Below are 21,255 nucleotides of genomic sequence, written 5' to 3' on the forward strand. Positions count from 1 at the left end.
CATGGGCAGGGGTAGAGGATGAAGGATGTCGTGATCGTCGGCGCGCTGCGAACGCCGATTGGCTGCTTTCAGGGCGCATTATCGCGCCATTCAGCCGTCGAGCTGGGGAGCGTGGTGGTGAAGGCGCTGGTGGAGAAGACGGGAATCGATCCGCACAGCGTGGATGAGGTGATCCTCGGCCAGGTACTGACCGCGGGGACCGGACAAAATCCGGCGCGTCAGTCCGCTATTCGCGGTGGGCTGCCTAACACCGTATCGGCTATCACCATTAACGATGTCTGCGGTTCCGGCCTGAAGGCTCTGCACCTCGCTACCCAGGCGATCCAGTGCGGGGAAGCGGACGTGGTGATCGCTGGCGGCCAGGAGAATATGAGCCGCGCTCCGCATGTGCTTACCGACAGCCGCACCGGCGCCCAGCTGGGCAACAGCCAGCTGATTGACAGTCTGGTGCATGATGGGCTGTGGGATGCTTTCAACGATTATCATATGGGCGTCACGGCGGAAAACCTGGCCCGGGAATTTGGCATCAGTCGCGAGCTGCAGGACGCCTGGGCGCTCAGCTCACAGCATAAGGCGCGCAAGGCGATTGATTCCGGTCGCTTTCGCGATGAGATCGTCCCGGTTGTCACCGAGCATAACGGCGCGGCGCGCACCGTGGATACCGATGAACAACCGCGGGTGGATGCCAGCGCGGAAGGGCTGGCCAGCCTGCAGCCCACCTTCGATCGCCTTGGATCGGTAACCGCCGGCAACGCCTCAAGCATCAATGACGGCGCGGCGGCGGTAATGATGATGAGCGAGGCTAAAGCGCTGGAGCTGGGGCTGCCGATCCTTGCGCGGATCCGCGCCTTCGCCAGCGTCGGCGTCGATCCGGCGCTGATGGGCATTGCCCCGGTGCATGCCACCCGTCGCTGTCTGGAGCGGGCCGGCTGGCGGCTGGACGACGTCGATCTGATCGAAGCCAATGAGGCCTTTGCCGCTCAGGCGATCTCGGTTGGCCGGGTACTGGAGTGGGATGAGCGCCGGGTCAACGTCAACGGCGGCGCGATCGCCCTCGGCCACCCCATCGGCGCCTCCGGCTGCCGGATTCTGGTGTCGCTGGTGCATGAAATGATCAAGCGCGATGCCCGCAAAGGTCTGGCGACGCTGTGCATTGGCGGCGGTCAGGGCGTGGCGCTGGCGGTAGAACGCGCATAGCGCTATACCTCGATTTCCATGGCCTCCTGCGGGAGGCCTTTTTTATGCGCCGTGCTTTGCCGAACCCTTATTTTTCCCCTCCCTCTTTCACTCTCCCCGGCGAAATTATTGAGCTTCGTCACGTCTTGTTGTGCCACCTTTTTTGAAACAAATAACTACGATCCTGGTCACTAAAACCATGGTGTCTAAAAAATAAAATGATGTTTCATAAAAACGAAATGTCATTTTATTTATTGTAAGGGTACCCTATGTTAAAACGATCTCTGGTTCTCGCCGCCCTCTGCGGTATGTCTTTTGCGGCAACCGCGGTAACGATAGATTTACGTCATGAATTTATTGATGGCGGAAAGAGTGATAAAAGTAATGCTGACCGCGTCTCCGTTTCTCACCGCTTTGCCAACGGCTTAGGCTTTACCGTCGAGGCCAAATGGCGTTCGGGTGGCGACAACGGTTCGCAACCCTATTCGGACGTGGTGGGCAATGGTCATGAAGACACCATCAGCTGGCGCTGGAAAGCAACGTCGAACTTTTTCCTCACCCCCGGGTTTACCATTGAGAGCAACGACAGCCGCTCCATCTACAAGCCGCACCTGCACGTGCAGTACAGCTTCGACAACGGCTTCTATGTCGCCGCTCGCTATCGCTATGAATACACCCGCTATCCGAACAACGCCGGCAAAGATGATGACAAAGTTAACCGCGGCGACGCGTGGGCCGGATTTGTCCTCGGCGACTGGCGTACAGAGCTGAACTATGTCTATGCCCGCAGCTCGGAAGGGGTCAGCCGCAACGACAATAAACCCTACTCGCAGGAATATAACGTGAAGGTGGCCTATAAGCTGGATAATAACTGGTCGCCGTATGGTGAAATTGGCAACGTCGGGGTGAACGACCGCAGCGATCGTCAGACCCGCTTCCGCGTTGGGGTGGCCTACTCGTTCTGACCGACCATTCATCCCTCATCGTTTGTTTTCCCCGGCGCCGTCAGCCGGGGTTTTTTTATGGGGGAAAGAGAAGGGACAAAAAAAGCCCTCCATGAAGGAGGGCAAGGCCAGTTACAGAAAGAAGTGTGGCGTGGATCAGGCGCTCAGCATTGACGGGTGCGCGGGTAATTTCGCGATATAGATGGCCGGTTTACCGTCTTTATCGGAGCTGAACAGAATGGCGCTATCGTCCGGGGTAAATGAGGGGTGCGGGTGCGTTACCTGGCGGCTGTTGGCCACCGTCGCCCACGAGGTATCATGGCGCGCGACGCGGAAGTAGCGCTTTTCCGCCACGTTAAAGACATACAGCCAGGGATCGTTATCAATGGAGTAGCCGCCGGTATCCTTGACATCCACCGGTGTACCTGAGCCATCGCCTACCAGCAGCGTGCCATCGAAATTGCTCATCAGATGCGAGCAGGCCGGCATCGTCATCAGGGCCTCGTTGACGCCGCTTTCGGGATCAAAGCGATAGATCGTCCGCCCCTGCTGGCCTTTCAGATAGGAGACGTAGATCAGCGCCGAACCGTCCGGCACCCAAAATTCATGAGTACAGCTTTCGCCTGGAGCATGCGCTTTGACTTTGCGAACATGGCTGCCATCCTCGTTGACCAGCCACATGCGGGCGTCCACCAGATCGTGCGGCCCTTCATGGCAGAAGGCGACGGTATGGTCGTCGAAGGGACGATAGATCGGGTGTCCCAGCCAGATTTTTTCCTCATGGATCACCTGGCTCTCACCGCTGCGCAGGTCGACGCGCAGCAGGCGGCAGTGCGGTCCTTTATGGAAGAAATCATGGAAAATCTGCCAGTCGTTGAGTGGCGTCCAGTCGCTTTTGGCAATCTCAATGCCCACCAGTTTGCTGCAATCGCTGTTTGCCACCCAGGTGCCATACCCTACCCAGTCATCGCTAACGCGATAAACTTCGCGCTCGGCGAGGGTGGTCAGGTTGACTTCCAGCAGGATACGGTCATTTTTCACGTAATAAAGCGACTTATCGTCCGGGGAGAGGAAGCCGCCGAAGGTGTTATCCCCGGCGCCTTCGGTTAGCTGGACGGCCTCGGCGCTGGCGATATTCAGCAGATAGTAGTTCCAGTGGCCGTCAAACTCGCCGGCGAACAGTAAATGGCTGCCATCGTTAAAAAAGCACTTCTGATAGAAGTAGTTGCGATGACAGGTGACCTCCGGGGGGGTTAAGCGGGTGACTTCCGCCCCGGTATCCGGATCGTGGCTGACGTGATAATTCAGTTTGACCCGCATGCCTTTAGCCATGTAGTGCTCCTTTCTTTCCTGCGATGCCGCTGGACCAGAGGCGTGTCGCTGAGTGATATGTTTTAAAAGATGGGTATTAATTTATCAAAACATTGTTTCATTATTTGTGATGGCTCACGCAGTTCAGCGTAATTCCCGCGTTTTCAGCGGGCTGCTGGCTTCGCTTCGGCACCTCTGCAGACAATCGGTTGAATCTTCATCTTTTCAAAACCTTTTCCGGCCTGGCGCGTGCCGGGAGGCTCCTTTGCTTTTTCTTTTTTTGTAATCATCATCATAAAAAATGAAACATCGTTTTAAATAATATTGAAAATGGCTGGGGGCGGGGCTAAGATGGCACCCATCAGCAAAACGGAACTCTGTTTTATTTTCATTATGGTGGGCTATGCCCGAGAGTTCGCCCCACGCTCAGTCGCGCCGCCGGCGCGGACCGGGCCGAGAGAACCTTGCCTGCAAACAGCAGGCTCTGAACGACTAAGGAACATAATATGATTCTTGATGCATTCTCCCTGCAGGGAAAAGTGGCCGTCGTGAGCGGATGCGATACCGGTTTAGGTCAGGGGATGGCCCTCGGGCTGGCGGAAGCGGGCTGCGATATTGTCGGTATCAATATCGTCGAACCGGTGGAGACTATCGAGCGAGTAACCGCGCTGGGACGCCGTTTTCTTAGCCTGACCGCCGACCTGCGCCAGATCGACGGTATTCCTCAGCTTCTGGAGCGGGCGGTGGCGGAGTTCGGCCATATTGATATTCTGGTCAACAATGCCGGCCTGATTCGCCGCGAGGACGCGCTGGCGTTCAGCGAAAAAGACTGGGACGACGTGATGAACCTCAACATCAAGAGCGTATTTTTTATGTCCCAGGCGGCGGCGAAACACTTTATCGCCCAGGGCAGCGGCGGGAAGATCATTAACATCGCCTCCATGCTGTCGTTCCAGGGGGGGATCCGCGTGCCGTCGTATACCGCATCCAAAAGCGCGGTGATGGGCGTCACCCGCCTGCTGGCCAACGAGTGGGCCAAACACAACATCAACGTCAACGCCATCGCCCCGGGGTATATGGCGACCAACAACACCCAGCAGCTGCGCGCCGACGAGCAGCGTAGCAGCGAAATCCTCGATCGCATTCCCGCCGGGCGCTGGGGGCTACCGGCCGATCTGATGGGGCCAGTCGTGTTCCTTGCCTCCTCAGCCTCCGATTACATCAATGGCTACACGGTGGCGGTGGACGGCGGCTGGCTGGCGCGCTAACCGTCCGCGATGGCCGGAGTCTGTGGTATCGCTCCGGCCATCTGAGCAATTATTGTCCATACGCAAAAGTGCGGATCGTCCATACTCCGGAACACAGGTATAATGTTACCGCTCTGTATAAACAGGGTTATTAACTATTGGAAACGCATTTTTTGTTACTTTGAAAGTTTAATGTCCATCACAAAACCCATCCTGCCAGCAATATAGTCCATATCTTTGGCTTATCCTGCCTGACCCATTCATCCACCAGTCACGTACTTTCGTCTTATGTCTTACTCTGTGTGGCAGGAAAAAAATGACTTCAATCAGTAACGACTCTACATTATCGCCGCGGACGCAACGTGATACCCGGCGGATGAACTGGTTTGTTTCCATCGCCGCGGCGGTGGCTGGCTTGCTTTTTGGCCTGGATATCGGCGTGATATCCGGAGCGTTGCCCTTTATAACCGACCATTTCACCTTATCCAGCCAGCTTCAGGAGTGGGTGGTTAGCAGCATGATGTTGGGGGCGGCGATAGGCGCGCTGTTTAACGGCTGGCTGTCGTTCCGCCTTGGCCGTAAATACAGCCTGATGGCGGGGGCCGTACTCTTTGTGGCCGGCTCTATCGGATCCGCTTTTGCCGCCAGCGTGGAGGTGCTGCTGGTGGCCCGCGTGGTGCTGGGCGTGGCAGTCGGGATTGCCTCTTATACCGCGCCGCTGTACCTCTCCGAGATGGCCAGCGAGAACGTGCGCGGGAAAATGATCAGTATGTATCAGCTGATGGTCACCCTTGGCATTGTGCTGGCGTTTCTTTCCGATACCGCCTTTAGCTACAGCGGTAACTGGCGCGCCATGCTGGGCGTGCTGGCGCTGCCGGCGGTGATCCTGATCATTCTGGTCGTCTTTTTGCCGAACAGCCCGCGCTGGCTGGCGGAGAAGGGACGCCATATCGAAGCGGAAGAAGTGCTGCGGATGCTGCGCGATACCTCGGAAAAGGCGCGCGACGAGCTTAACGAGATCCGTGAGAGCCTCAAGCTGAAGCAGGGCGGTTGGGCGTTGTTTAAGGTCAATCGTAACGTGCGCCGGGCGGTGTTCCTGGGCATGCTGCTGCAGGCGATGCAGCAGTTCACCGGCATGAACATCATCATGTACTATGCGCCGCGTATCTTTAAAATGGCGGGCTTTACCACTACTGAACAGCAGATGATCGCCACCCTGGTGGTGGGCCTGACCTTTATGTTTGCCACCTTTATTGCGGTGTTCACAGTGGATAAAGCGGGCCGCAAGCCAGCGCTGAAAATCGGCTTTAGCGTGATGGCGCTGGGCACTCTGGTGCTGGGCTACTGCCTGATGCAGTTCGACAATGGCACCGCATCCAGCGGCCTCTCCTGGCTCTCCGTCGGCATGACCATGATGTGTATTGCCGGGTATGCGATGAGCGCGGCGCCGGTGGTGTGGATCCTCTGCTCCGAGATCCAGCCGCTAAAATGCCGCGACTTCGGCATCACCTGCTCGACCACCACCAACTGGGTGTCGAACATGATCATCGGCGCCACTTTCCTGACGCTGCTTGACGCAATTGGCGCCGCCGGCACCTTCTGGCTCTACACGGCGCTCAACGTGGCCTTTATCGGCATCACCTTCTGGCTGATCCCGGAAACCAAGAATGTCACCCTCGAGCACATTGAGCGCAACCTGATGGCGGGCGAGAAGCTGCGCAACATCGGTAATCGTTAATGTGAGGCGCGCGGCAACCACGGGCTGGCGACTTTGCGCGTCTCCCGATGGTTGTCGCCGTGAATGATATGCAGGGCGCTCAGGCGCCCGATGTCATAATGCGGCAGTTGCACTGTGGAGAGCGGCGGTAGAAACAGATCGCCAATGCCCACCATGTTGTCGTATCCCACTACCGCCACGTCCTGTGGAATGCGTAACCCCTGGCCCAGCAGCGTCTGATAGACCATAAACGCGATGCGATCGTTGCCGCAGATCACTGAGTCAAAGCCAGGTTTACCCTCGCGGATATGCGCCAGCACCACCGCCGGGATATCGTGGTAATGCTCATCGCCCTGGCCCATATACGAATGGCTCAGATGGTCCGGTTCGATACCGGCCTCCCGGCAGGCGCGCTCCAGCCCCCGGCGGCGGCGGATCGTCGCCGGCTGGCTGGCGGGTAAGTGCAGGCACAGCGGACGACGATAGCCAGCGGCAAGCAGGGCTTTCACCGCGTCGTACTGCCCCTGTTCATCGTCCGGGATATAGCTGGCCACCGGCTGGCTGAGGCTTTCGCAGTTGGCCAGCACGCAGGGCAGAGTCAGCAGTTTTTCCGGCAGCGGTACCTGGCGCAGGCCCATGGTGGTAAAGATAATGCCGTCCGGACGGTGGGAGAGGAGCAGGTCGACCACCGCTTCCGGACGATCGTCAGAAAACATATTGACCACAAAGCTGTTCCAGCCGTGGGCGCGGGCCGTCTCTTCGATCGATAAGGTGATTTCCACCGAAAACGGTGTGGTCACGGTATCCAGCGCCAGCACGCCGATGGTGCTGGGGGTGGCGCGCGCCCCGCGGATCTTCTTCGCCGACAGGTCGGGGACGTAGTTGGTCTCGGCGATGGCGGCCTGCACGCGGGCCAGTGTCTCGGGCTTCAGCCGCTCCGGGGTGTTCAGCGCCCGTGAGACGGTCATCAGAGATACATTCGCCAGTTTTGCTACATCTTTCAGGGACGCCATTTTTTCCTCCGCCGTTGCCGCAGAGTACAGGCTATACAACTAAGTCGCTGATGTAAAAGAGTGAAACGATTTTCTGCTATCGCCGTCGTGAGCTATGTTGCGGTTGATTTTTGATCGCGATCGCATCTTCATTATGTTAACGTTAACTTTTGTGATTAACATCATATATCGCAGCGAATCCACCTGCGTTTTGTTTTTTGTTAACGTTACCATAATTGCATTCCTCTAACACGAGAATGTCATGATGAAAGCGCCTCACTCACACAGCTACCCGTTGCTCAGTGCCTTACTGTTTTTCTTTTTCGTGACCTGGTCGTCATCCGGCTCCTTGCTCTCTATCTGGCTTCACCAGGAGGTTAGGCTGAAGGCAGGCGATACCGGTATTATCTATGCCGTACTGTCGGTTTCCGCGCTGTTTGCGCAAGTTTGCTATGGATTTATCCAGGACAAGCTGGGGCTGCGCAAACATCTGCTCTGGTATATCACCGCGCTGCTGATCCTCTCTGGTCCGGCGTATCTGCTGTTCGGCCACCTGCTGAAAATCAACGTCCTGTTGGGCAGCATATTTGGCGGGATCTATATCGGTTTGACCTTTAACGGCGGCATCGGCGTGCTGGAATCTTACACCGAGAGGGTGGCGCGTCAGAGCCAGTTTGAATTCGGCAGGGCGCGGATGTGGGGCTCGCTGGGCTGGGCGGTGGCCACCTTCTTCGCCGGCCTGCTGTTTAACATCAATCCGCAGCTAAACTTCCTCGTCGCCAGCTGTTCCGGGCTGGTGTTCTTTATCCTGTTGGCGCGGCTGCGGGTCTCCTCGGCGCCGCATGCGATGCAGGAGGCGGTATCGGGCGGTAAGGTGACCCTCGAAGATGCGCTGCGCCTGCTGACGCTGCCGCGCTTTTGGGCGCTGGTCTTCTTCGTCATCGGCACCTGCATCTACGGCGTCTATGACCAGCAGTTCCCGGTCTATTTCTCATCGCAGTTCGCGACCCTGCAGGAAGGCAATGAGATGTATGGCTACCTCAACTCCTTCCAGGTGTTCCTCGAGGCGGCCGGCATGTTCTGCGCGCCGTGGCTGGTGAACCGCATCGGCGCCAAAAACGGTCTGATTTTCGCCGGCATGGTGATGGCGATGCGCATGGTGGCCTCCGGTCTGGTGGAGGGGCCGCTGCTGATCTCCATCACCAAACTGCTGCACGCGGTGGAGTTGCCGATACTGCTGGTGGCTATCTTTAAGTACAACAGCCTCAACTTCGATAAACGTCTCTCCTCCACCCTCTATCTGGTGGGCTTCGCCTGCACCAGCTCGATTATCGCCAGCGTATTGTCGCCGCTGGCGGGCTACAGCTATGAAAAATATGGCTTCGCCCAGTCCTACCTGATCATGGGCCTGCTGGTGTTCTGCACCACCTTTATTTCCATCTTCTTGTTGCGCTCCGGCAAATCCTCCGCCGATCCGCTGGTGTCGCAACCTACCGCTATCTGAATCAAAAAGAGTGAAAATGATGACTTACACAATCTCCCGGGCTGAACAGGTACTCCAGACACAACGCCAGGCGCTGAATCTGCGCTGGTATCCGCACTATCACCTGGCGGCCCGCGCCGGGTGGATCAACGACCCAAACGGTCTGGTGTGGTTCGACGGCTGGTACCATGCCTTTTATCAACATCACCCGTACTCCACCCAGTGGGGGCCGATGCACTGGGGGCACGCGCGCAGTAAGGATCTGGCGCACTGGGAGCATTTGCCGGTAGCCTTGGCGCCGGAGGGCCCGGAGGATAAAGACGGCTGCTTTTCCGGCTCGGCGGTGGTCGATGGCGATACCCTGGCGCTGATTTACACCGGGCATAAGTTCCACGGCGATCCTGGCGACGAAGCCAATCTGTATCAGGTGCAGTGTCTGGCCACCAGCCGCGACGGGATCCACTTTGAGCGCCAGGGGATGGTGGTCGACACCCCGCCGGGTATGCACCACTTCCGTGACCCGAAGGTCTGGCGTGAAGGAGACAGCTGGTACATGATCGTCGGCGCGCGCGAAGGCGATACCGGCCAGGTGCGGCTGTACCGTTCAGCCGATCTGCGCCAGTGGCAGGACGCGGGGGTGCTGGATGAAGCGGAAAGCACCATGGGCTATATGTGGGAGTGCCCGGACTTCTTCACCCTCAACGGCAAACGCGTTCTGATGTTTTCCCCACAGGGGATGCAGGCCGCGGGGTTCAGCAACCGCAATCTGTTCCAGAGCGGCTATCTGATCGGCGAGTGGCAGCCAGGCCAGCGTTTTATTCGCCATGGCGAATTCCGGGAGATGGATAACGGCCACGATTTCTATGCCCCGCAAAGCTTCTCCACCCCCGATGGCCGGCGGATCGTAATTGGCTGGCTGGATATGTGGGAATCGCCGCTGCCGGAGCAGCAGGACGGCTGGGCGGGCATGCTCTCCCTGCCGCGCGAGCTGAGCCTGAGCGCGGATGACCGCCTGCAGATGCGCCCGGCGAAAGAAGTGGAGAGCCTGCGCGGCGCCTGGTTCCCGTGGCCGGTCAGCACCCTGAACAACCAGCAGACGACGATGGTCGACAACTGCGAGGCGATGGAGGTGAATCTGCGCTGGGACTGCGCCCGCAGCAGCGCCGAGCAGTATGGTCTGCGCTTTGGCGATGGCCTGCGCATCTACGTGGATGCCCAACAGCAGCGTCTGGTGCTGGAGCGGCATTATCCGCAGTATGGCCTGTGCGGGACGCGCAGCGTGCCGTTGACCGCCGGGGCGGATCTCAACCTGCGAATATTTTTCGATAGCTCTTCGGTGGAGGTTTTTGTCAATGACGGCGAAGCCTGCCTGAGCAGCCGTATCTATCCGCAGGCTCCCCGCCGTGAATTAGCGTTATTTGCCTGGAGCGGCTCGGCGGCATTAACCGAAGCCGGCGCCTGGCAGCTCGAATAATAATAAGGCTGTTGTCGTTAATAACCCGTCTTTGACGATGGGCGGGTTATTATTGCCTGCATCGTCGTGCGTTACCCATTAATAAAAAATTCAGTTCATTCCATAATAAAAGGGTTTACCGATGAATAAAATCTGGGTCGGGTGTTTTCTGACGTCTCTGTATCTGCCATCCGTTATGGCGCAGGCGCCGTTATCGCTGGAGGAGCGACTGGCGCAAATGGAGCAGCGGCTAAAGGCGACGGAGGCGCGCGCCGCCAGCGCAGAGGCGGAAATTAAGACGCTGAAAGGCCAGCAGCAGGCCGCGACGGTCGCCCGCGCGGCGCCTGCTTCGCCGCGTTTGCAGCTAAATGACAATGGCGAATTAAAATTTTATGGCGACGTCGAATTTAACCTCGATGGCGCCAGTCGCACCGGCAGTCTGACGTCGGTCAAAACCAGCGCGAATAAAAGCTGGGCGCCCGGCGATAAAGAGCGCTGGGATATTAACGGTCGTATTCTGCTGGGTTTCGATGGCAGACGGAATGGCGCCGACGGGCAATACGCCGGATTCAGCGTGCAGCCTCTGGCGGATATGGATGGCAAAATGAATCTTGATGATGCGGTATTTTTCTTCGGCCAGCAGGATGACTGGAAAATAAAAATAGGCCGCTTTGAAGCCTGGGATATGTTCCCGCTGAATCAGGATACCTTTATTGAATATTCAGGTAATACCGCCAACGATCTCTATTCCGATGGCTATGGCTATATTTACATGATGAAAGAGGGGCGCGGGCGCAGCAGCAGCGGCGGTAACCTTCTGTTTAGCAAAACGGTGGATAACTGGTATTTCGAAGTTAACACCCTGGTGGAGGACGGCAGTTCGCTGTTTGTCGATCAGAACTATCATGGTAACGCGCTGGAAAACCGCAAAAATGTGGTGTACGTGCGGCCGGTGGCGGCGTGGCAGTCCGGCGCCTGGTCGGCGGCCGCGGCGATAGAGAGCAATCTCGTCAACAATGCTTACGGCTATCAGAGCCAGAGCGGACGCTGGGTCGACCAGTCAAACCGCACCGGCTACGGGCTGACCATGAGCTGGAACACCCTGAAACGCGATCCGCAGGATGGGGCGGTGGTTAATCTGAGTACCGCCCTGCTGGACGCGGCGGACGAAACCGACTTCAGCGCCGGGATCAACGCCCTTTGGCATCGCGTGGAGCTGGGCTATATCTATGCGCACAATAAAATCGACCAGTTCAATATGGCCGGGGTGACCAGCGAATGCGATGGCGATTGCGCTATCCTGGCGCCGGGGCGCTATGACATCCATACCCTGCACACCTCCTGGCAGTTGCCGAATATCATGGCGATGCCGAACTTCAATATTTACCTTGGCGCCTATGCCTCGTGGCTCGATTCCACGGCAGCGAAGAGCGGGAATCCCGATGAACGCTACGGCGCCCGGGTGCGCTTCAAATATTTCTTCTGACAGGGCCGTCTGGCAGACCCTCCCGCGGCGTGCGCCACGGGAGAGTTCAGGCGGGCAGGTTAGCGCATCGCGCGGCGCAGAATGCGGTCGGTCTGGCGCTGGAAGTCCTCGGCCGCTTCTTCCACCGACTTTTTACCGTAGTCGATGTACTGCAGGGTGGTGCCGAACTGGGCGACGATCTGCGGATCGTCGAAGTACGGGGAGACCGGCAGAGCGGTGGGCAGGGATTGCGCCAGCTTCAGGCCGGACACCGCCGGATCGTCGGCTTTGATTACCCCATCCTCGGTCAGGTAGGTGACCGCCGCTTTACTCAGCGGCACGCCGCGCTCCAGTCCAAGAATATCCACCCCTTCTTTGCTGTTCAGCAGGAAGTTAATCACTTTCGCCGCCGCCTGCGGGTTTTTCGTCGATTTGCCAATCGATAACATTTGCGCGGGCTTGAAGAACAGTCCGGCATCGGTGGCGCCCGGCAGCATCGGGTATTCCCCCAGCACCAGCTTCGCCGGCGGCTTCAGGTTATCGGAATATTTGTTGATGGTGGAGTTCCACATGTAGGTCCCGCCCCATTCGCCCTGGATCCACGGCTTCATTTCGTACATGTTGCTCTTGCCGAAGGAGGCATAGTAGCGGGTGTCCGGCATCACATGGCTGTCGATAAGCTTCTTATACATACCGAAGAAATCCGCCCACTGCGCTTTGCTGTAGGAGAATTTTCGCCCTTTCTCATCGATGGCCGGCTGATTGTATTTTTGCACCATATAAGAGTTGAGCAGGGCCAGCACGTCCTGGTGTTCGAGCACCACCGGGTAGTACTGTTTCCCGAGCTTGCTTTCGAAAGTTTTTCCCGCCGCCATGAGTTCATCCCAGGTTTTCGGGAAGGGGATGCCCGCCTTTTTCCATGCTTCGTCGTTAAAGTAGAAGACGCGGGCGGTGACGGAAATTGGAATACCGTTAAGCTTGCCGTTGACCGTGGTGGACTGCAGTTCTTTGGCGTCGAACTGGCTGAGGTCGATCTCGTCTTTCAGGGTATTCAGATCGTAAAAACCATCGCCATTTTTCGAAAAGATCGGCAGCCAGTTCCAGTTGGTCTGCATCACGTCAGGCTCGGTACCGCCGGCAATCTGGGTGGTCAGGCGTGAAAGATGGCCGTCCCAGCCGGTGTATTCTGCTTTGACGTTGATGTCTGGGTTTTGTTTGTGGAATTCCTCCAGCGCCTTGAGGGTGACCTGATGGCGGCCGTTGCCCCCCCACCAGGACATACGCAGGTCGACATCCTGCGCTAGCGAAGAGAAGGCGCTAAGGCCCAGGGTGGCGGAGAGGGTGGCGCTTATCAGCACGTTTTTCATTGTTATGCTCCAGGGTTCACAGAGAGAGGTTCTGTTCGGTTTTGGCGTCAAAGATGTGACACTTGTTGAGATCAAAGGTGAAATAGACTTTGCGATTCAGTCCCTTGGCAATCATCGGCTTCGCATCGTCCGACGGCACGCGGGCGGTCAGCTCATAATCAGCAACCTTCAGATAAACAAAGAATTCATGTCCCATGTTTTCCACACGTACCATTTCACCCGCGCAGGAACCTTCGGCAAACGGTTCATCGGAGAGAGAGACAAACTCCGGGCGCACGCCAAAGAACACCTGCTGATTCTTATGGGTTTCAACTTTGCTTTGCAGCCGATCGTTGAGCGGCAGCCGCTGATCGCCCAGCGTCAAATGCAGGCGACCACCGTGCTCAACCAGCTGGCTGGGACGAATATTCATCTCCGGCGCGCCGATAAACCCGGCGACAAACATATTTTTCGGCTGGTGGTAGAGATTGTCCGGGGTATCAACCTGCATAATGTGGCCGAGCTTCATCACGCAGATGCGGTCGCCCATGGTCATCGCTTCCGTCTGATCGTGGGTGACGTAGACGGTGGTCGCCGGTTTGCCAGATTTTTTCAACTGCTTATGCAGATCGGAAATGCGGATCCGCATCGAGGCGCGCAGCTTGGCGTCAAGGTTGGAGAGCGGTTCGTCGAACAGGAAGACGTCCGGTTTTTTGACGATCGCCCGGCCCACCGCCACGCGCTGCGCCTGGCCGCCGGAGAGCTGGCGCGGCAGGCGATCGAGCAGTTCTTCCAGTTCGAGAATTTTCGCCGCTTCTTCCACCTGTCTGTCGATTTGCGCCTTCGGCAGCTTGCTCAGCTTCAGGCCAAAGGCGAGGTTTTCGCGCACCGTCATGTGCGGATAGAGGGCGTAGTTCTGGAACACCATCGCGATGCCACGGGATTTAGGCGCCAGGTTGTTGACGATTTTGTCCCCAATCCGCACCTCGCCGCCGCTGATGGTCTCCAGGCCCGCCAGCATGCGCAGGGTGGTCGATTTGGCGCAGCCGGAGGGGCCGACGATCACCATAAATTCGCCATCGGCAATCTTCAGGTCGATACCATGCACCGCTTTAAACCCGTTGGAGTAGACTTTTTCCAGTTTGTTGAAAATCACTTCAGCCATGATATTTCCCTCTTAACCTTTGATTCCGCTGCTGGTCACGCCCTGCACGAAGTAGCGTTGAGCCAGGAAGAAGACAATGATGGACGGCAGAATGGAGATGCTCGCCATTGCCAGAATTTCGTTCCACGGCGCGCCTTCCGTGACGTCGATAGACATTTTTAGCGCCAGCGCGATGGGATACTTATCGACGCTGTAGACGTAGATCAGCGGACCGATAAAGTCGTTCATCGACCACATAAACTGGAACAGCGCCACCGAGATAATGGCCGGCTTGAGGATCGGCACCACCACATACCACAGCACCTGGATGGAGTTGCAGCCGTCGATCTGCGCCGCCTCTTCCATATCGCGCGGCACGCCGCGCAGAAACTGGATCAGCATGAAGACGAAGAATCCCTGGGTGGCGAAGGCCAGCGGCAAGTACAGCGGCAGATAGCTGTTCAGCATCCCCATTTCGCGGAACATCAGGTACTGCGGGATCAGCAGGACGGTGCTCGGCAGCAACATGGTGGTGATAAGCGTTGCGAACCAGAACTTCTTCCACGGGATCTCAAAGCGTGCGAAGCCGTACGCCACGATGGTGGAGGAAATGATCGTTAACACCACTTTCGGGATCACATACTTAAAGGTGTTCAGCATATAGTGGCCGAAATGGTATTCGGTGCCGGTCTTCCAGCCGTTGATAAACCCGTCCCAGGTGGCGTGGGCAGGCCACAGCCCGAGGGTGGTGAAGATCTCATGGTTCGGCTTGAACGAGGCGGAGAACATCCACGCCAGCGGGTAGAGCATCAGCAGGCCGACGAATATCAGCACGACGTAGCGCACCACCCGGCTCACCTTTTCCCGGCGCAGCGTACGGGCGACCTCACGATCGGCGTCGCTCATCACCGGCGCCATCTGTTGAATATCAGCCATTTTTGCCTCCCTTATCGGCGGAGTAGAAGACCCAGTATTTCGATGACTTAAAGGCGATCGACGCAAAGACCGCCACGACGAGGAACAGCACCCACGCCAGCGCGGCGCCATAGCCCATGTCGAAGTACTTAAAGGCGGTATCGTAGATATAGAGTGAGAACAGGTAGGTGTAATAGGTCGGACCGCCGCCGGTTATCACGTACGGGCCGGTAAACTCCTGGAACGCCTGGGTGGTCTGCATAATAAAGTTGAAGAAAATCACCGGGGTGATCAGCGGCACGGTGACCTTCATGAACATCTGCCACTTTGAGGCGCCGTCAATCATTGCCGCCTCATACTGCGACTGCGGAACGTTCTGCAGCGCGGCGAGGAAGATGACCATCGCGGAGCCAAACTGCCAGACGCGCAGCAGGGTGACCGACATCAGCGCCAGGGAGGGTTCCCCCAGCCAGTTGATGGCATCGATGCCAAAGACGGCGAGAAAACTGTTCAGCAGGCCGTCAATGGCGAACAGGGCGCGCCACAGCACGGCAATCGCCACCGAGCTGCCGAGGATCGACGGAATGTAGTAGGCGGTGCGGAAAAAGCCGATGCCGCGCAGTTTGAAATTGAGCACAAAAGCAATGCCGAGGGCGAAAGCCAGTTTTAAGGGGATGGTTAAAAAGACGTAGGCAAAGGTCACCCCCATCGATTTCCAGAACAGGCTATCCTCGGTCAACATATAGCGATAGTTTTCGATGCCGTTAAATACCGGCGGGCTCATCAAGTCGTACTCGGTAAAACTGAGAAAGAAAGATGAAACAAAGGGAAAAGCGGTAAAGACGATCAGCCCGATGATATAGGGCGATATCCATGCCAATCCCAGCAGCTTGTTTTCATTCATACATACCTACCTGGCTTACGAGTTGTAATACGGATCCGGTGACGCCGCGCTGTCGGCCTTTTACGCCTGACAACGCAAAAATGTCTGAACGCTTCCTCTGCTTAACATGTCCTTGTTAATTAATGGGTTATTCTTTAACTGGTCTAGCAGGTAAGGGCTGTCAGCCCTTTTTTTATGCTGAACTGTTTTTTATAAAACACCGTTTTAATTTCATTTTATTGCGATTTGTTTCTGCGTCATGCAGATCAGGATGGAAATGTGATCAAAGTCGAAACGATGTTTCAAAAAGGTGAGGTGGTAAGCATTTTGGCCGTAAAGGGCGCCTGAAAGGAATGAAAAATTAGGCTTAACTGAGCGGGAAATATAATTACCAGGATAATGATTGTGGCCGCATCTTTTTATTGAAGGGCGCCGGGCAGTAACCGGGGACGGCGAACGCCCCCGTTATGGATTAGCCTTCAAGAAAATCTTCGCGAATGGGAGTAAAGGTATCGAGCAGCGTGCCGGGCTGCAGGCAGACGCAGCCGTGCATAATCCCCGGCCGCTTATACAACGTATCGCCGGCGCTGACGACGCGCGTCTCCTCGCCGATGGTGAACTCGAACTCGCCGGAAAGCACATAGGTGAGCTGTTCGTGAGGATGGTTATGCATCGGGCCGACGGCGCCGGCGGCAAAATTCACCTCCACGGCCATCATTTTGCCGTCGTGGGCCAGAATGCGGCGGGTTACGCCATTGCCGAGGTCTTCAAGGGTGGTGTCTTTATGAAAAATAAACATCGGGCGATCCTGTTGTTAAAGTGAAACATTGTTTCATTTAACTTATCCCACTCTTCATGAAAAAGAAATACGCGGCCAGAGAAGTGGAAAGTTGATCACAAGTTTGCTTCACTGGCAGAAACGACATAAGGAGCAGAAGATGAAAACCATTGGCCTGTTAGGCGGCATGAGCTGGGAGTCCACGATCCCCTATTATCGGTTGATCAATGAGGGCGTTAAGGCGCGACTGGGCGGCCTGCACTCTGCCAGCCTGGTGCTGCACAGCGTCGATTTTCACGACATCGAAGCCTGCCAGTCCGCCGGCGACTGGGATCGCGCCGGAGAGATCCTTGCTGAGGCCGCGGTCGGGCTGCAGCAGGCGGGGGCCGAAGGCATTGTCCTGTGCACCAACACCATGCATAAAGTCGCAGATGCCATCGCCGCCCGCTGCCAGGTTCCCTTCCTGCATATTGCCGATGCCACCGGACGGGCGATTGCCGCCAAAGGTCAGCGCCGGGTCGCGCTGCTGGGCACCCGCTATACCATGGAGCAGACCTTTTACCGCGGTCGTCTGCAGGAGCAGTTTGCCATCGAGACGCTGATCCCTGAGGCTGACGATCGGGCGCAGATCAATCAGATCATCTTCGACGAACTTTGTCTCGGCACCTTCAGCGAGGCGTCGCGGGATTATTATCTGCAGACGATCGCCGCCCTGGCGGAGCAGGGGGCGGAAGGGGTTATTTTCGGCTGTACGGAGATTGGCCTGCTGGTGCCTGCCGAGCTCAGCCCGCTGCCGGTCTTTGACACCGCGGCGATCCACGCGGAAGACGCGGTCAACTTTATGCTCTCTGCAGGACCGACGCCAGCGGCGTGAGGATCTGCGGCAGACTCTGCTGCAGGTGGGCAACAAAGGCGTCGACCAGCGCCGAGCGCGGGCGGTGGAGAGGGCGGATCAGGCTGACGGTAAACGGCACCTCGACGCTGAAGCGGCGCACCACCACGCCGCTATCGGCATAGTCCAGGGCGGTTAACGGATTCACCACCGAGATCCCGGCGCCGGCGCGCACCATGGCGCAGATCGAGGCCGCGCTGTGGGTTTCGACCACCATCCGCCGTTTAACCTGATGCTCAAGGAACAGGGCGTCGAGCAGCTGGCGATAGCTGTCGGTGCGCGACAGGCTGATGTAGTTTTCGCCCTGAAAATCGGCGGGGGTCAGCGTCGCCTGCGCCGCCAGCGGATGGCCGGCGGGCAGCACGCAGACTTCATTCAGCGTCAGCAGCGGGGTGCGTTCGGTGCCCGCGGGGGTATGCAGGGTCTCCGTCAGGCCAAGGTCATGGCGCTGGGCGGAGAGCCACTCCTCCAGCAGCGGCGACTCCTGGGGGACGATCTGCAGGCTGACCTCCGGATAGCGAGAGAGAAACGGCGGCAACAGCAGCGGCAGAAAGGACTGGGAAAACACCGGCAGACAGGCGATCGACAGCTCGCCCTGGCGGAACTCGCGCAGGCTCTCGGCGGCGCTGACGATACGGTCCAGGCCATACCAGGAGCGCTGAACCTCCTCAAACAAACGCAGGCCCTGCACCGTCGGCTGCAGGCGACCGCGGGTCCGCTCAAACAGCTGCAGGCCGAGCACCTTCTCAAAGCGCGCCAGCTCGCGGCTGACCGTGGGTTGCGAGGTGTGCAGCATCCGCGCCGCTTCGGTCAGGTTGCCGGTGGTCATCACCGCGTGAAAGATTTCGATATGACGCAAATTGACGGCTGGCATGCGGTCTCCGTGAGGCTCGGCTGGAACCATATCATTTTTGCATAGAGTCGCGATAAAACGATATTTTTTATTCGTCTGTCACTGTGGCGTAATCAGAAAAAACAGCGACCAACACACGCACTGCACCGGAGTTCTTATGCCACACTCGCTTTACGCCACCGATACTGACCTGACCGCGGACAACCTGCTGCGCCTGCCGGCGGAATTTGGCTGCCCGGTCTGGGTCTATGATGCGCAGATTATTCGCCGCCAGATAGCCCAGCTCAGCCAGTTCGACGTGGTGCGTTTTGCGCAAAAAGCCTGCTCTAACATTCATATTCTGCGTCTGATGCGTGAGCAGGGGGTGAAGGTGGACTCGGTGTCGCTGGGGGAGATCGAGCGGGCGCTGGCGGCAGGCTACGATCCGCAGCAGAATCCCGAGGATATTGTCTTTACCGCCGATCTGATCGACGACGCCACCCTCGATAGGGTGAAGGCGTTACAGATCCCGGTGAACGCCGGCTCGATCGACATGCTGAGCCAGCTGGGCGAGGTGTCGCCGGGCCATCGCGTCTGGCTGCGCGTCAACCCGGGATTTGGCCACGGCCACAGTCAGAAAACCAATACCGGCGGTGAGAATAGCAAGCATGGCATCTGGTACAGCCACCTGCCGGCGGCGCTGGAAGTGATGCGTCGCTATCAGCTGCAGCTGGTCGGGATCCATATGCATATCGGCTCTGGCGTTGACTATGGTCACCTGGAGCAGGTGTGCGGCGCGATGGTGCGCCAGGTCGTCGACTTTGGCCAGGATCTGCAGGCCATCTCCGCCGGCGGCGGTCTGTCGATTCCTTACCGCGAAGGTGAAGAGGCCATCGACACCGCCCACTATTATGGCCTGTGGAACCGCGCCCGGGAGCAGATCGCGGCCCATCTGGGGCACCCGGTGAAACTGGAGATTGAGCCAGGACGCTTCCTGGTGGCCGAGTCCGGCGTGCTGGTGTCGCAGGTGCGCAGCGTGAAAGAGATGGGCAGCCGTCACTTCGTGCTGATTGACGCCGGCTTTAACGACCTGATGCGCCCGGCAATGTACGGTAGCTATCACCATATCACCGCTCTGGCGGGGGATGGCCGGGATCTCAGCGCCGCGCCGCAGGTCGAAACCGTGGTGGCCGGGCCGCTGTGCGAATCCGGGGATGTCTTTACCCAGCAGGAGGGGGGCAAAGTCGAGACCCGCCTGCTGCCGGCGGTGGCGCCTGGGGATTATCTGGTGCTCCATGACACCGGCGCCTACGGGGCTTCGATGTCGTCCAACTATAACAGCCGTCCGCTGCTGCCGGAGGTGCTGTTTGATGGCGGCAAGGCGCGGCTGATCCGCCGTCGCCAGACCATCCAGGAGCTGCTGGCCTTAGAGCTTATTTAAAAAAAGGTCCCGTCGTCACCGACTCGCGAAGCACCAGCGTGCCGGTAAACGGCGGGATCGTTTCTATCGGCTGCTGATTGGCAAGCTTGATCGCCTGGTCGATAGCCGTAGTGATCATGTTGTCGATGGGCAGATAAACCGTCGACAGCCCCGGCTCCAGCCATTTCGCGCTTGGCGCATCGTCGAAGCCAAACAGCGACACATCCTGTGGAATACGCAGCCCCGCCTGATGCAGCGCCTTTGACGCCCCCAGCGCCATATCATCGTTACAGGAAAACAGCGCGCTGAAGCGGGCTTTCTCGTCCAGCAGTTCCCGGCACAGTTCGTAGCCGCGGGTCATCGTCGAGTCCCCATACTTCACCCGGCTCGGATCCCACTCAATACCATGTTTTATCAGCGCGTTGCGGTAGCCCTGCAGGCGAGCCTGGCCGGTAGGGGTATGCATCGGGACGGTGATGCAGGCGATATCGCGGTGGCCCTGGGTAATCAGATACTCCACGGCCTGGAAGGCGGCTTCCTGCTGTTCGAAGAACACGCAGCGTTCGCGGGCCTGCGCCACATCGCGGTTAATCACCACCAGCGGCATGGCGATCGAGTTAATCAGCGACATGATCGCCTTCTCGCTCATGTGCCGGGTATAGAGGATGATCGCATCGCACTGCCGGTCGGCGAGCATCTGCACCGCTTCCTCTTCGCGCTCCGGCGTATCATGGCCGTCGGTGACGATAAGCTGCTTTCCCCAGGCTTCGGTCTGGCGTGACGCCTGCTGCAGCAGACGGCCAAAGTAGAAGCCGTCAAAGGTGGAGACGACCAGCCCGATACTATTGCTGGTCTGATTGGCCAGCGAGCGGGCAAGGAAATTGGGCCGGTAGCCCAGCTCTTCCATCGCTTTAAAGACCTGTTGGCGGGTGCTCTCTTTCACCTGACCTGTGCCGTTCAACACGCGGGAAACCGTCGCTTTCGAGACGCCTGCGCGAATTGAGACATCCAGCATTGTAGCCATTCATCGATTCCTGATTTCACGTGGTAAAGCGCAGTTTATCACAGACCGAAAAGGGACATATCGACGGGGCGGGGCGGAAAAACCATCGCGATCACGCTTTTGGCAGGAACTGACGAGCCGACAGACTCTGGTATGCCAATGTCGATTTTATTGGATATTTGGGATACCACTGTGCGCGTTGCGAGCGCTGTCACAGAACTATTTTTGCCTGGCGACTATGTTTTGGTATGCCA

At 57.8% G+C, this 21,255-nt stretch carries 20 protein-coding genes; 10 read left to right on the forward strand and 10 right to left on the reverse strand.

From position 1 onward, the window contains the following. Positions 1-18 precede the first annotated feature (18 nt). Entirely contained in the window at positions 19-1,197 is a 1,179-nt protein-coding gene (locus OHJ17_RS04465) for an acetyl-CoA C-acetyltransferase (RefSeq protein WP_002916052.1), read from the forward strand. A gap of 248 nt (positions 1,198-1,445) precedes the next feature. Then, on the forward strand, positions 1,446-2,141 hold the full coding sequence (ompK26, locus tag OHJ17_RS04470; protein ID WP_032433510.1) for a KdgM family porin OmpK26: 696 nt from the start codon (positions 1,446-1,448) through the stop codon (positions 2,139-2,141). 135 nt (positions 2,142-2,276) lie between these two features. Here the strand turns inward: ompK26 and OHJ17_RS04475 are convergent, their stop codons facing one another. Further along, positions 2,277-3,452 carry an oligogalacturonate lyase family protein gene (locus OHJ17_RS04475; RefSeq protein ID WP_002916048.1) on the reverse strand — a complete coding sequence of 392 codons (1,176 nt, stop codon included), beginning with the start codon at positions 3,450-3,452 and terminating at the stop codon, positions 2,277-2,279. A gap of 143 nt (positions 3,453-3,595) precedes the next feature. Beyond that, positions 3,596-3,727: a hypothetical protein gene (locus OHJ17_RS04480; RefSeq protein ID WP_004154563.1), complete on the reverse strand. Its 132-nt coding sequence runs from the start codon at positions 3,725-3,727 to the stop codon at positions 3,596-3,598. Positions 3,728-3,937: 210 nt separating this feature from the next. On the opposite strand from OHJ17_RS04480, the gene kduD reads away from it, so the two are divergent. Both kduD and OHJ17_RS04490 read left to right on the forward strand, forming a co-directional pair. Continuing rightward, positions 3,938-4,699 carry a 2-dehydro-3-deoxy-D-gluconate 5-dehydrogenase KduD gene (gene kduD, locus OHJ17_RS04485; protein ID WP_002916003.1) on the forward strand — a complete coding sequence of 254 codons (762 nt, stop codon included), beginning with the start codon at positions 3,938-3,940 and terminating at the stop codon, positions 4,697-4,699. A gap of 295 nt (positions 4,700-4,994) precedes the next feature. Beyond that, positions 4,995-6,416: an arabinose-proton symporter AraE gene (locus OHJ17_RS04490; RefSeq protein WP_002916001.1), complete on the forward strand. Its 1,422-nt coding sequence runs from the start codon at positions 4,995-4,997 to the stop codon at positions 6,414-6,416. Here OHJ17_RS04490 and OHJ17_RS04495 read toward each other — a convergent pair. Then, complete coding sequence (locus tag OHJ17_RS04495; RefSeq protein ID WP_004149647.1) at positions 6,413-7,408, reverse strand: LacI family DNA-binding transcriptional regulator; 996 nt, start codon at positions 7,406-7,408, stop codon at positions 6,413-6,415. The two genes, OHJ17_RS04490 and OHJ17_RS04495, sit on opposite strands and share 4 nt — an antisense overlap. A 94-nt stretch (positions 7,409-7,502) precedes the next feature. Between OHJ17_RS04495 and OHJ17_RS04500 the strand changes: the two genes are divergently transcribed. From OHJ17_RS04500 to OHJ17_RS04515, 4 genes are all read left to right on the forward strand, one after another. Beyond that, a complete protein-coding gene (locus OHJ17_RS04500) occupies positions 7,503-7,637 on the forward strand; it encodes a hypothetical protein (protein WP_004143987.1) in 135 nt (44 codons plus the stop codon). 12 nt (positions 7,638-7,649) lie between these two features. Next, the gene (locus OHJ17_RS04505; RefSeq protein ID WP_032433508.1) at positions 7,650-8,891 is read left to right on the forward strand and encodes an MFS transporter; all 1,242 of its coding nucleotides are present in this window, start codon (positions 7,650-7,652) and stop codon (positions 8,889-8,891) included. 19 nt (positions 8,892-8,910) lie between these two features. Further along, positions 8,911-10,344: a glycoside hydrolase family 32 protein gene (locus tag OHJ17_RS04510; protein ID WP_032433889.1), complete on the forward strand. Its 1,434-nt coding sequence runs from the start codon at positions 8,911-8,913 to the stop codon at positions 10,342-10,344. 121 nt (positions 10,345-10,465) lie between these two features. Further along, positions 10,466-11,809, forward strand: a complete 1,344-nt coding sequence (locus OHJ17_RS04515) for a carbohydrate porin (RefSeq protein WP_032433506.1) — start codon at positions 10,466-10,468, stop codon at positions 11,807-11,809. Between the two features lie 59 nt (positions 11,810-11,868). Here the strand turns inward: OHJ17_RS04515 and OHJ17_RS04520 are convergent, their stop codons facing one another. The 5 genes from OHJ17_RS04520 to OHJ17_RS04540 form a co-directional block, all read right to left on the reverse strand. Next, on the reverse strand, positions 11,869-13,155 hold the full coding sequence (locus tag OHJ17_RS04520; RefSeq protein WP_002915998.1) for an ABC transporter substrate-binding protein: 1,287 nt from the start codon (positions 13,153-13,155) through the stop codon (positions 11,869-11,871). Positions 13,156-13,171: 16 nt separating this feature from the next. Continuing rightward, the gene (locus tag OHJ17_RS04525) at positions 13,172-14,299 is read right to left on the reverse strand and encodes an ABC transporter ATP-binding protein (protein ID WP_023287969.1); all 1,128 of its coding nucleotides are present in this window, start codon (positions 14,297-14,299) and stop codon (positions 13,172-13,174) included. Between the two features lie 12 nt (positions 14,300-14,311). Then, a complete protein-coding gene (locus OHJ17_RS04530) occupies positions 14,312-15,214 on the reverse strand; it encodes a carbohydrate ABC transporter permease (RefSeq protein ID WP_002915996.1) in 903 nt (300 codons plus the stop codon). After that, positions 15,207-16,097: a carbohydrate ABC transporter permease gene (locus tag OHJ17_RS04535; RefSeq protein ID WP_002915995.1), complete on the reverse strand. Its 891-nt coding sequence runs from the start codon at positions 16,095-16,097 to the stop codon at positions 15,207-15,209. Before OHJ17_RS04535 ends, OHJ17_RS04530 begins: the two co-directional genes overlap by 8 nt. Positions 16,098-16,548: 451 nt before the next feature. Continuing rightward, a complete protein-coding gene (locus OHJ17_RS04540; protein WP_002915993.1) occupies positions 16,549-16,875 on the reverse strand; it encodes a cupin domain-containing protein in 327 nt (108 codons plus the stop codon). Between the two features lie 139 nt (positions 16,876-17,014). Here OHJ17_RS04540 and OHJ17_RS04545 point away from each other — a divergent pair, with 139 nt between their 5' ends. Further along, positions 17,015-17,728, forward strand: a complete 714-nt coding sequence (locus OHJ17_RS04545) for an aspartate/glutamate racemase (RefSeq protein ID WP_002915992.1) — start codon at positions 17,015-17,017, stop codon at positions 17,726-17,728. Here OHJ17_RS04545 and OHJ17_RS04550 read toward each other — a convergent pair. Further along, on the reverse strand, positions 17,694-18,620 hold the full coding sequence (locus tag OHJ17_RS04550; protein WP_009308578.1) for a LysR family transcriptional regulator: 927 nt from the start codon (positions 18,618-18,620) through the stop codon (positions 17,694-17,696). The genes OHJ17_RS04545 and OHJ17_RS04550 overlap by 35 nt on opposite strands. Before the next feature lie 136 nt (positions 18,621-18,756). Between OHJ17_RS04550 and lysA the strand changes: the two genes are divergently transcribed. Beyond that, complete coding sequence (gene lysA, locus OHJ17_RS04555) at positions 18,757-20,019, forward strand: diaminopimelate decarboxylase (RefSeq protein ID WP_002915990.1); 1,263 nt, start codon at positions 18,757-18,759, stop codon at positions 20,017-20,019. Here the strand turns inward: lysA and OHJ17_RS04560 are convergent. Beyond that, positions 20,012-21,013: a LacI family DNA-binding transcriptional regulator gene (locus OHJ17_RS04560; RefSeq protein ID WP_004229436.1), complete on the reverse strand. Its 1,002-nt coding sequence runs from the start codon at positions 21,011-21,013 to the stop codon at positions 20,012-20,014. The two genes, lysA and OHJ17_RS04560, sit on opposite strands and share 8 nt — an antisense overlap. Between the last annotated feature and the right edge of the window lie 242 nt (positions 21,014-21,255).

It is taken from the genome of Klebsiella sp. KP20-425-1 (genome assembly GCF_025813515.1).
GTDB lineage: Bacteria > Pseudomonadota > Gammaproteobacteria > Enterobacterales > Enterobacteriaceae > Klebsiella > Klebsiella pneumoniae.

What these genes read in the sequence shown, in the direction of transcription:
- OHJ17_RS04465 (WP_002916052.1), top strand. Translation starts at nt 19, where the DNA reads ATGAAGGATGTCGTGATCGTCGGCGCGCTGCGAACGCCGATTGGCTGC.
- ompK26 (WP_032433510.1), top strand. Translation starts at nt 1,446, where the DNA reads ATGTTAAAACGATCTCTGGTTCTCGCCGCCCTCTGCGGTATGTCTTTT.
- OHJ17_RS04475 (WP_002916048.1), bottom strand. Translation starts at nt 3,452, where the DNA reads ATGGCTAAAGGCATGCGGGTCAAACTGAATTATCACGTCAGCCACGAT.
- OHJ17_RS04480 (WP_004154563.1), bottom strand. Translation starts at nt 3,727, where the DNA reads ATGATGATGATTACAAAAAAAGAAAAAGCAAAGGAGCCTCCCGGCACG.
- kduD (WP_002916003.1), top strand. Translation starts at nt 3,938, where the DNA reads ATGATTCTTGATGCATTCTCCCTGCAGGGAAAAGTGGCCGTCGTGAGC.
- OHJ17_RS04490 (WP_002916001.1), top strand. Translation starts at nt 4,995, where the DNA reads ATGACTTCAATCAGTAACGACTCTACATTATCGCCGCGGACGCAACGT.
- OHJ17_RS04495 (WP_004149647.1), bottom strand. Translation starts at nt 7,408, where the DNA reads ATGGCGTCCCTGAAAGATGTAGCAAAACTGGCGAATGTATCTCTGATG.
- OHJ17_RS04500 (WP_004143987.1), top strand. Translation starts at nt 7,503, where the DNA reads ATGTTGCGGTTGATTTTTGATCGCGATCGCATCTTCATTATGTTAACG.
- OHJ17_RS04505 (WP_032433508.1), top strand. Translation starts at nt 7,650, where the DNA reads ATGATGAAAGCGCCTCACTCACACAGCTACCCGTTGCTCAGTGCCTTA.
- OHJ17_RS04510 (WP_032433889.1), top strand. Translation starts at nt 8,911, where the DNA reads ATGACTTACACAATCTCCCGGGCTGAACAGGTACTCCAGACACAACGC.
- OHJ17_RS04515 (WP_032433506.1), top strand. Translation starts at nt 10,466, where the DNA reads ATGAATAAAATCTGGGTCGGGTGTTTTCTGACGTCTCTGTATCTGCCA.
- OHJ17_RS04520 (WP_002915998.1), bottom strand. Translation starts at nt 13,155, where the DNA reads ATGAAAAACGTGCTGATAAGCGCCACCCTCTCCGCCACCCTGGGCCTT.
- OHJ17_RS04525 (WP_023287969.1), bottom strand. Translation starts at nt 14,299, where the DNA reads ATGGCTGAAGTGATTTTCAACAAACTGGAAAAAGTCTACTCCAACGGG.
- OHJ17_RS04530 (WP_002915996.1), bottom strand. Translation starts at nt 15,214, where the DNA reads ATGGCTGATATTCAACAGATGGCGCCGGTGATGAGCGACGCCGATCGT.
- OHJ17_RS04535 (WP_002915995.1), bottom strand. Translation starts at nt 16,097, where the DNA reads ATGAATGAAAACAAGCTGCTGGGATTGGCATGGATATCGCCCTATATC.
- OHJ17_RS04540 (WP_002915993.1), bottom strand. Translation starts at nt 16,875, where the DNA reads ATGTTTATTTTTCATAAAGACACCACCCTTGAAGACCTCGGCAATGGC.
- OHJ17_RS04545 (WP_002915992.1), top strand. Translation starts at nt 17,015, where the DNA reads ATGAAAACCATTGGCCTGTTAGGCGGCATGAGCTGGGAGTCCACGATC.
- OHJ17_RS04550 (WP_009308578.1), bottom strand. Translation starts at nt 18,620, where the DNA reads ATGCCAGCCGTCAATTTGCGTCATATCGAAATCTTTCACGCGGTGATG.
- lysA (WP_002915990.1), top strand. Translation starts at nt 18,757, where the DNA reads ATGCCACACTCGCTTTACGCCACCGATACTGACCTGACCGCGGACAAC.
- OHJ17_RS04560 (WP_004229436.1), bottom strand. Translation starts at nt 21,013, where the DNA reads ATGCTGGATGTCTCAATTCGCGCAGGCGTCTCGAAAGCGACGGTTTCC.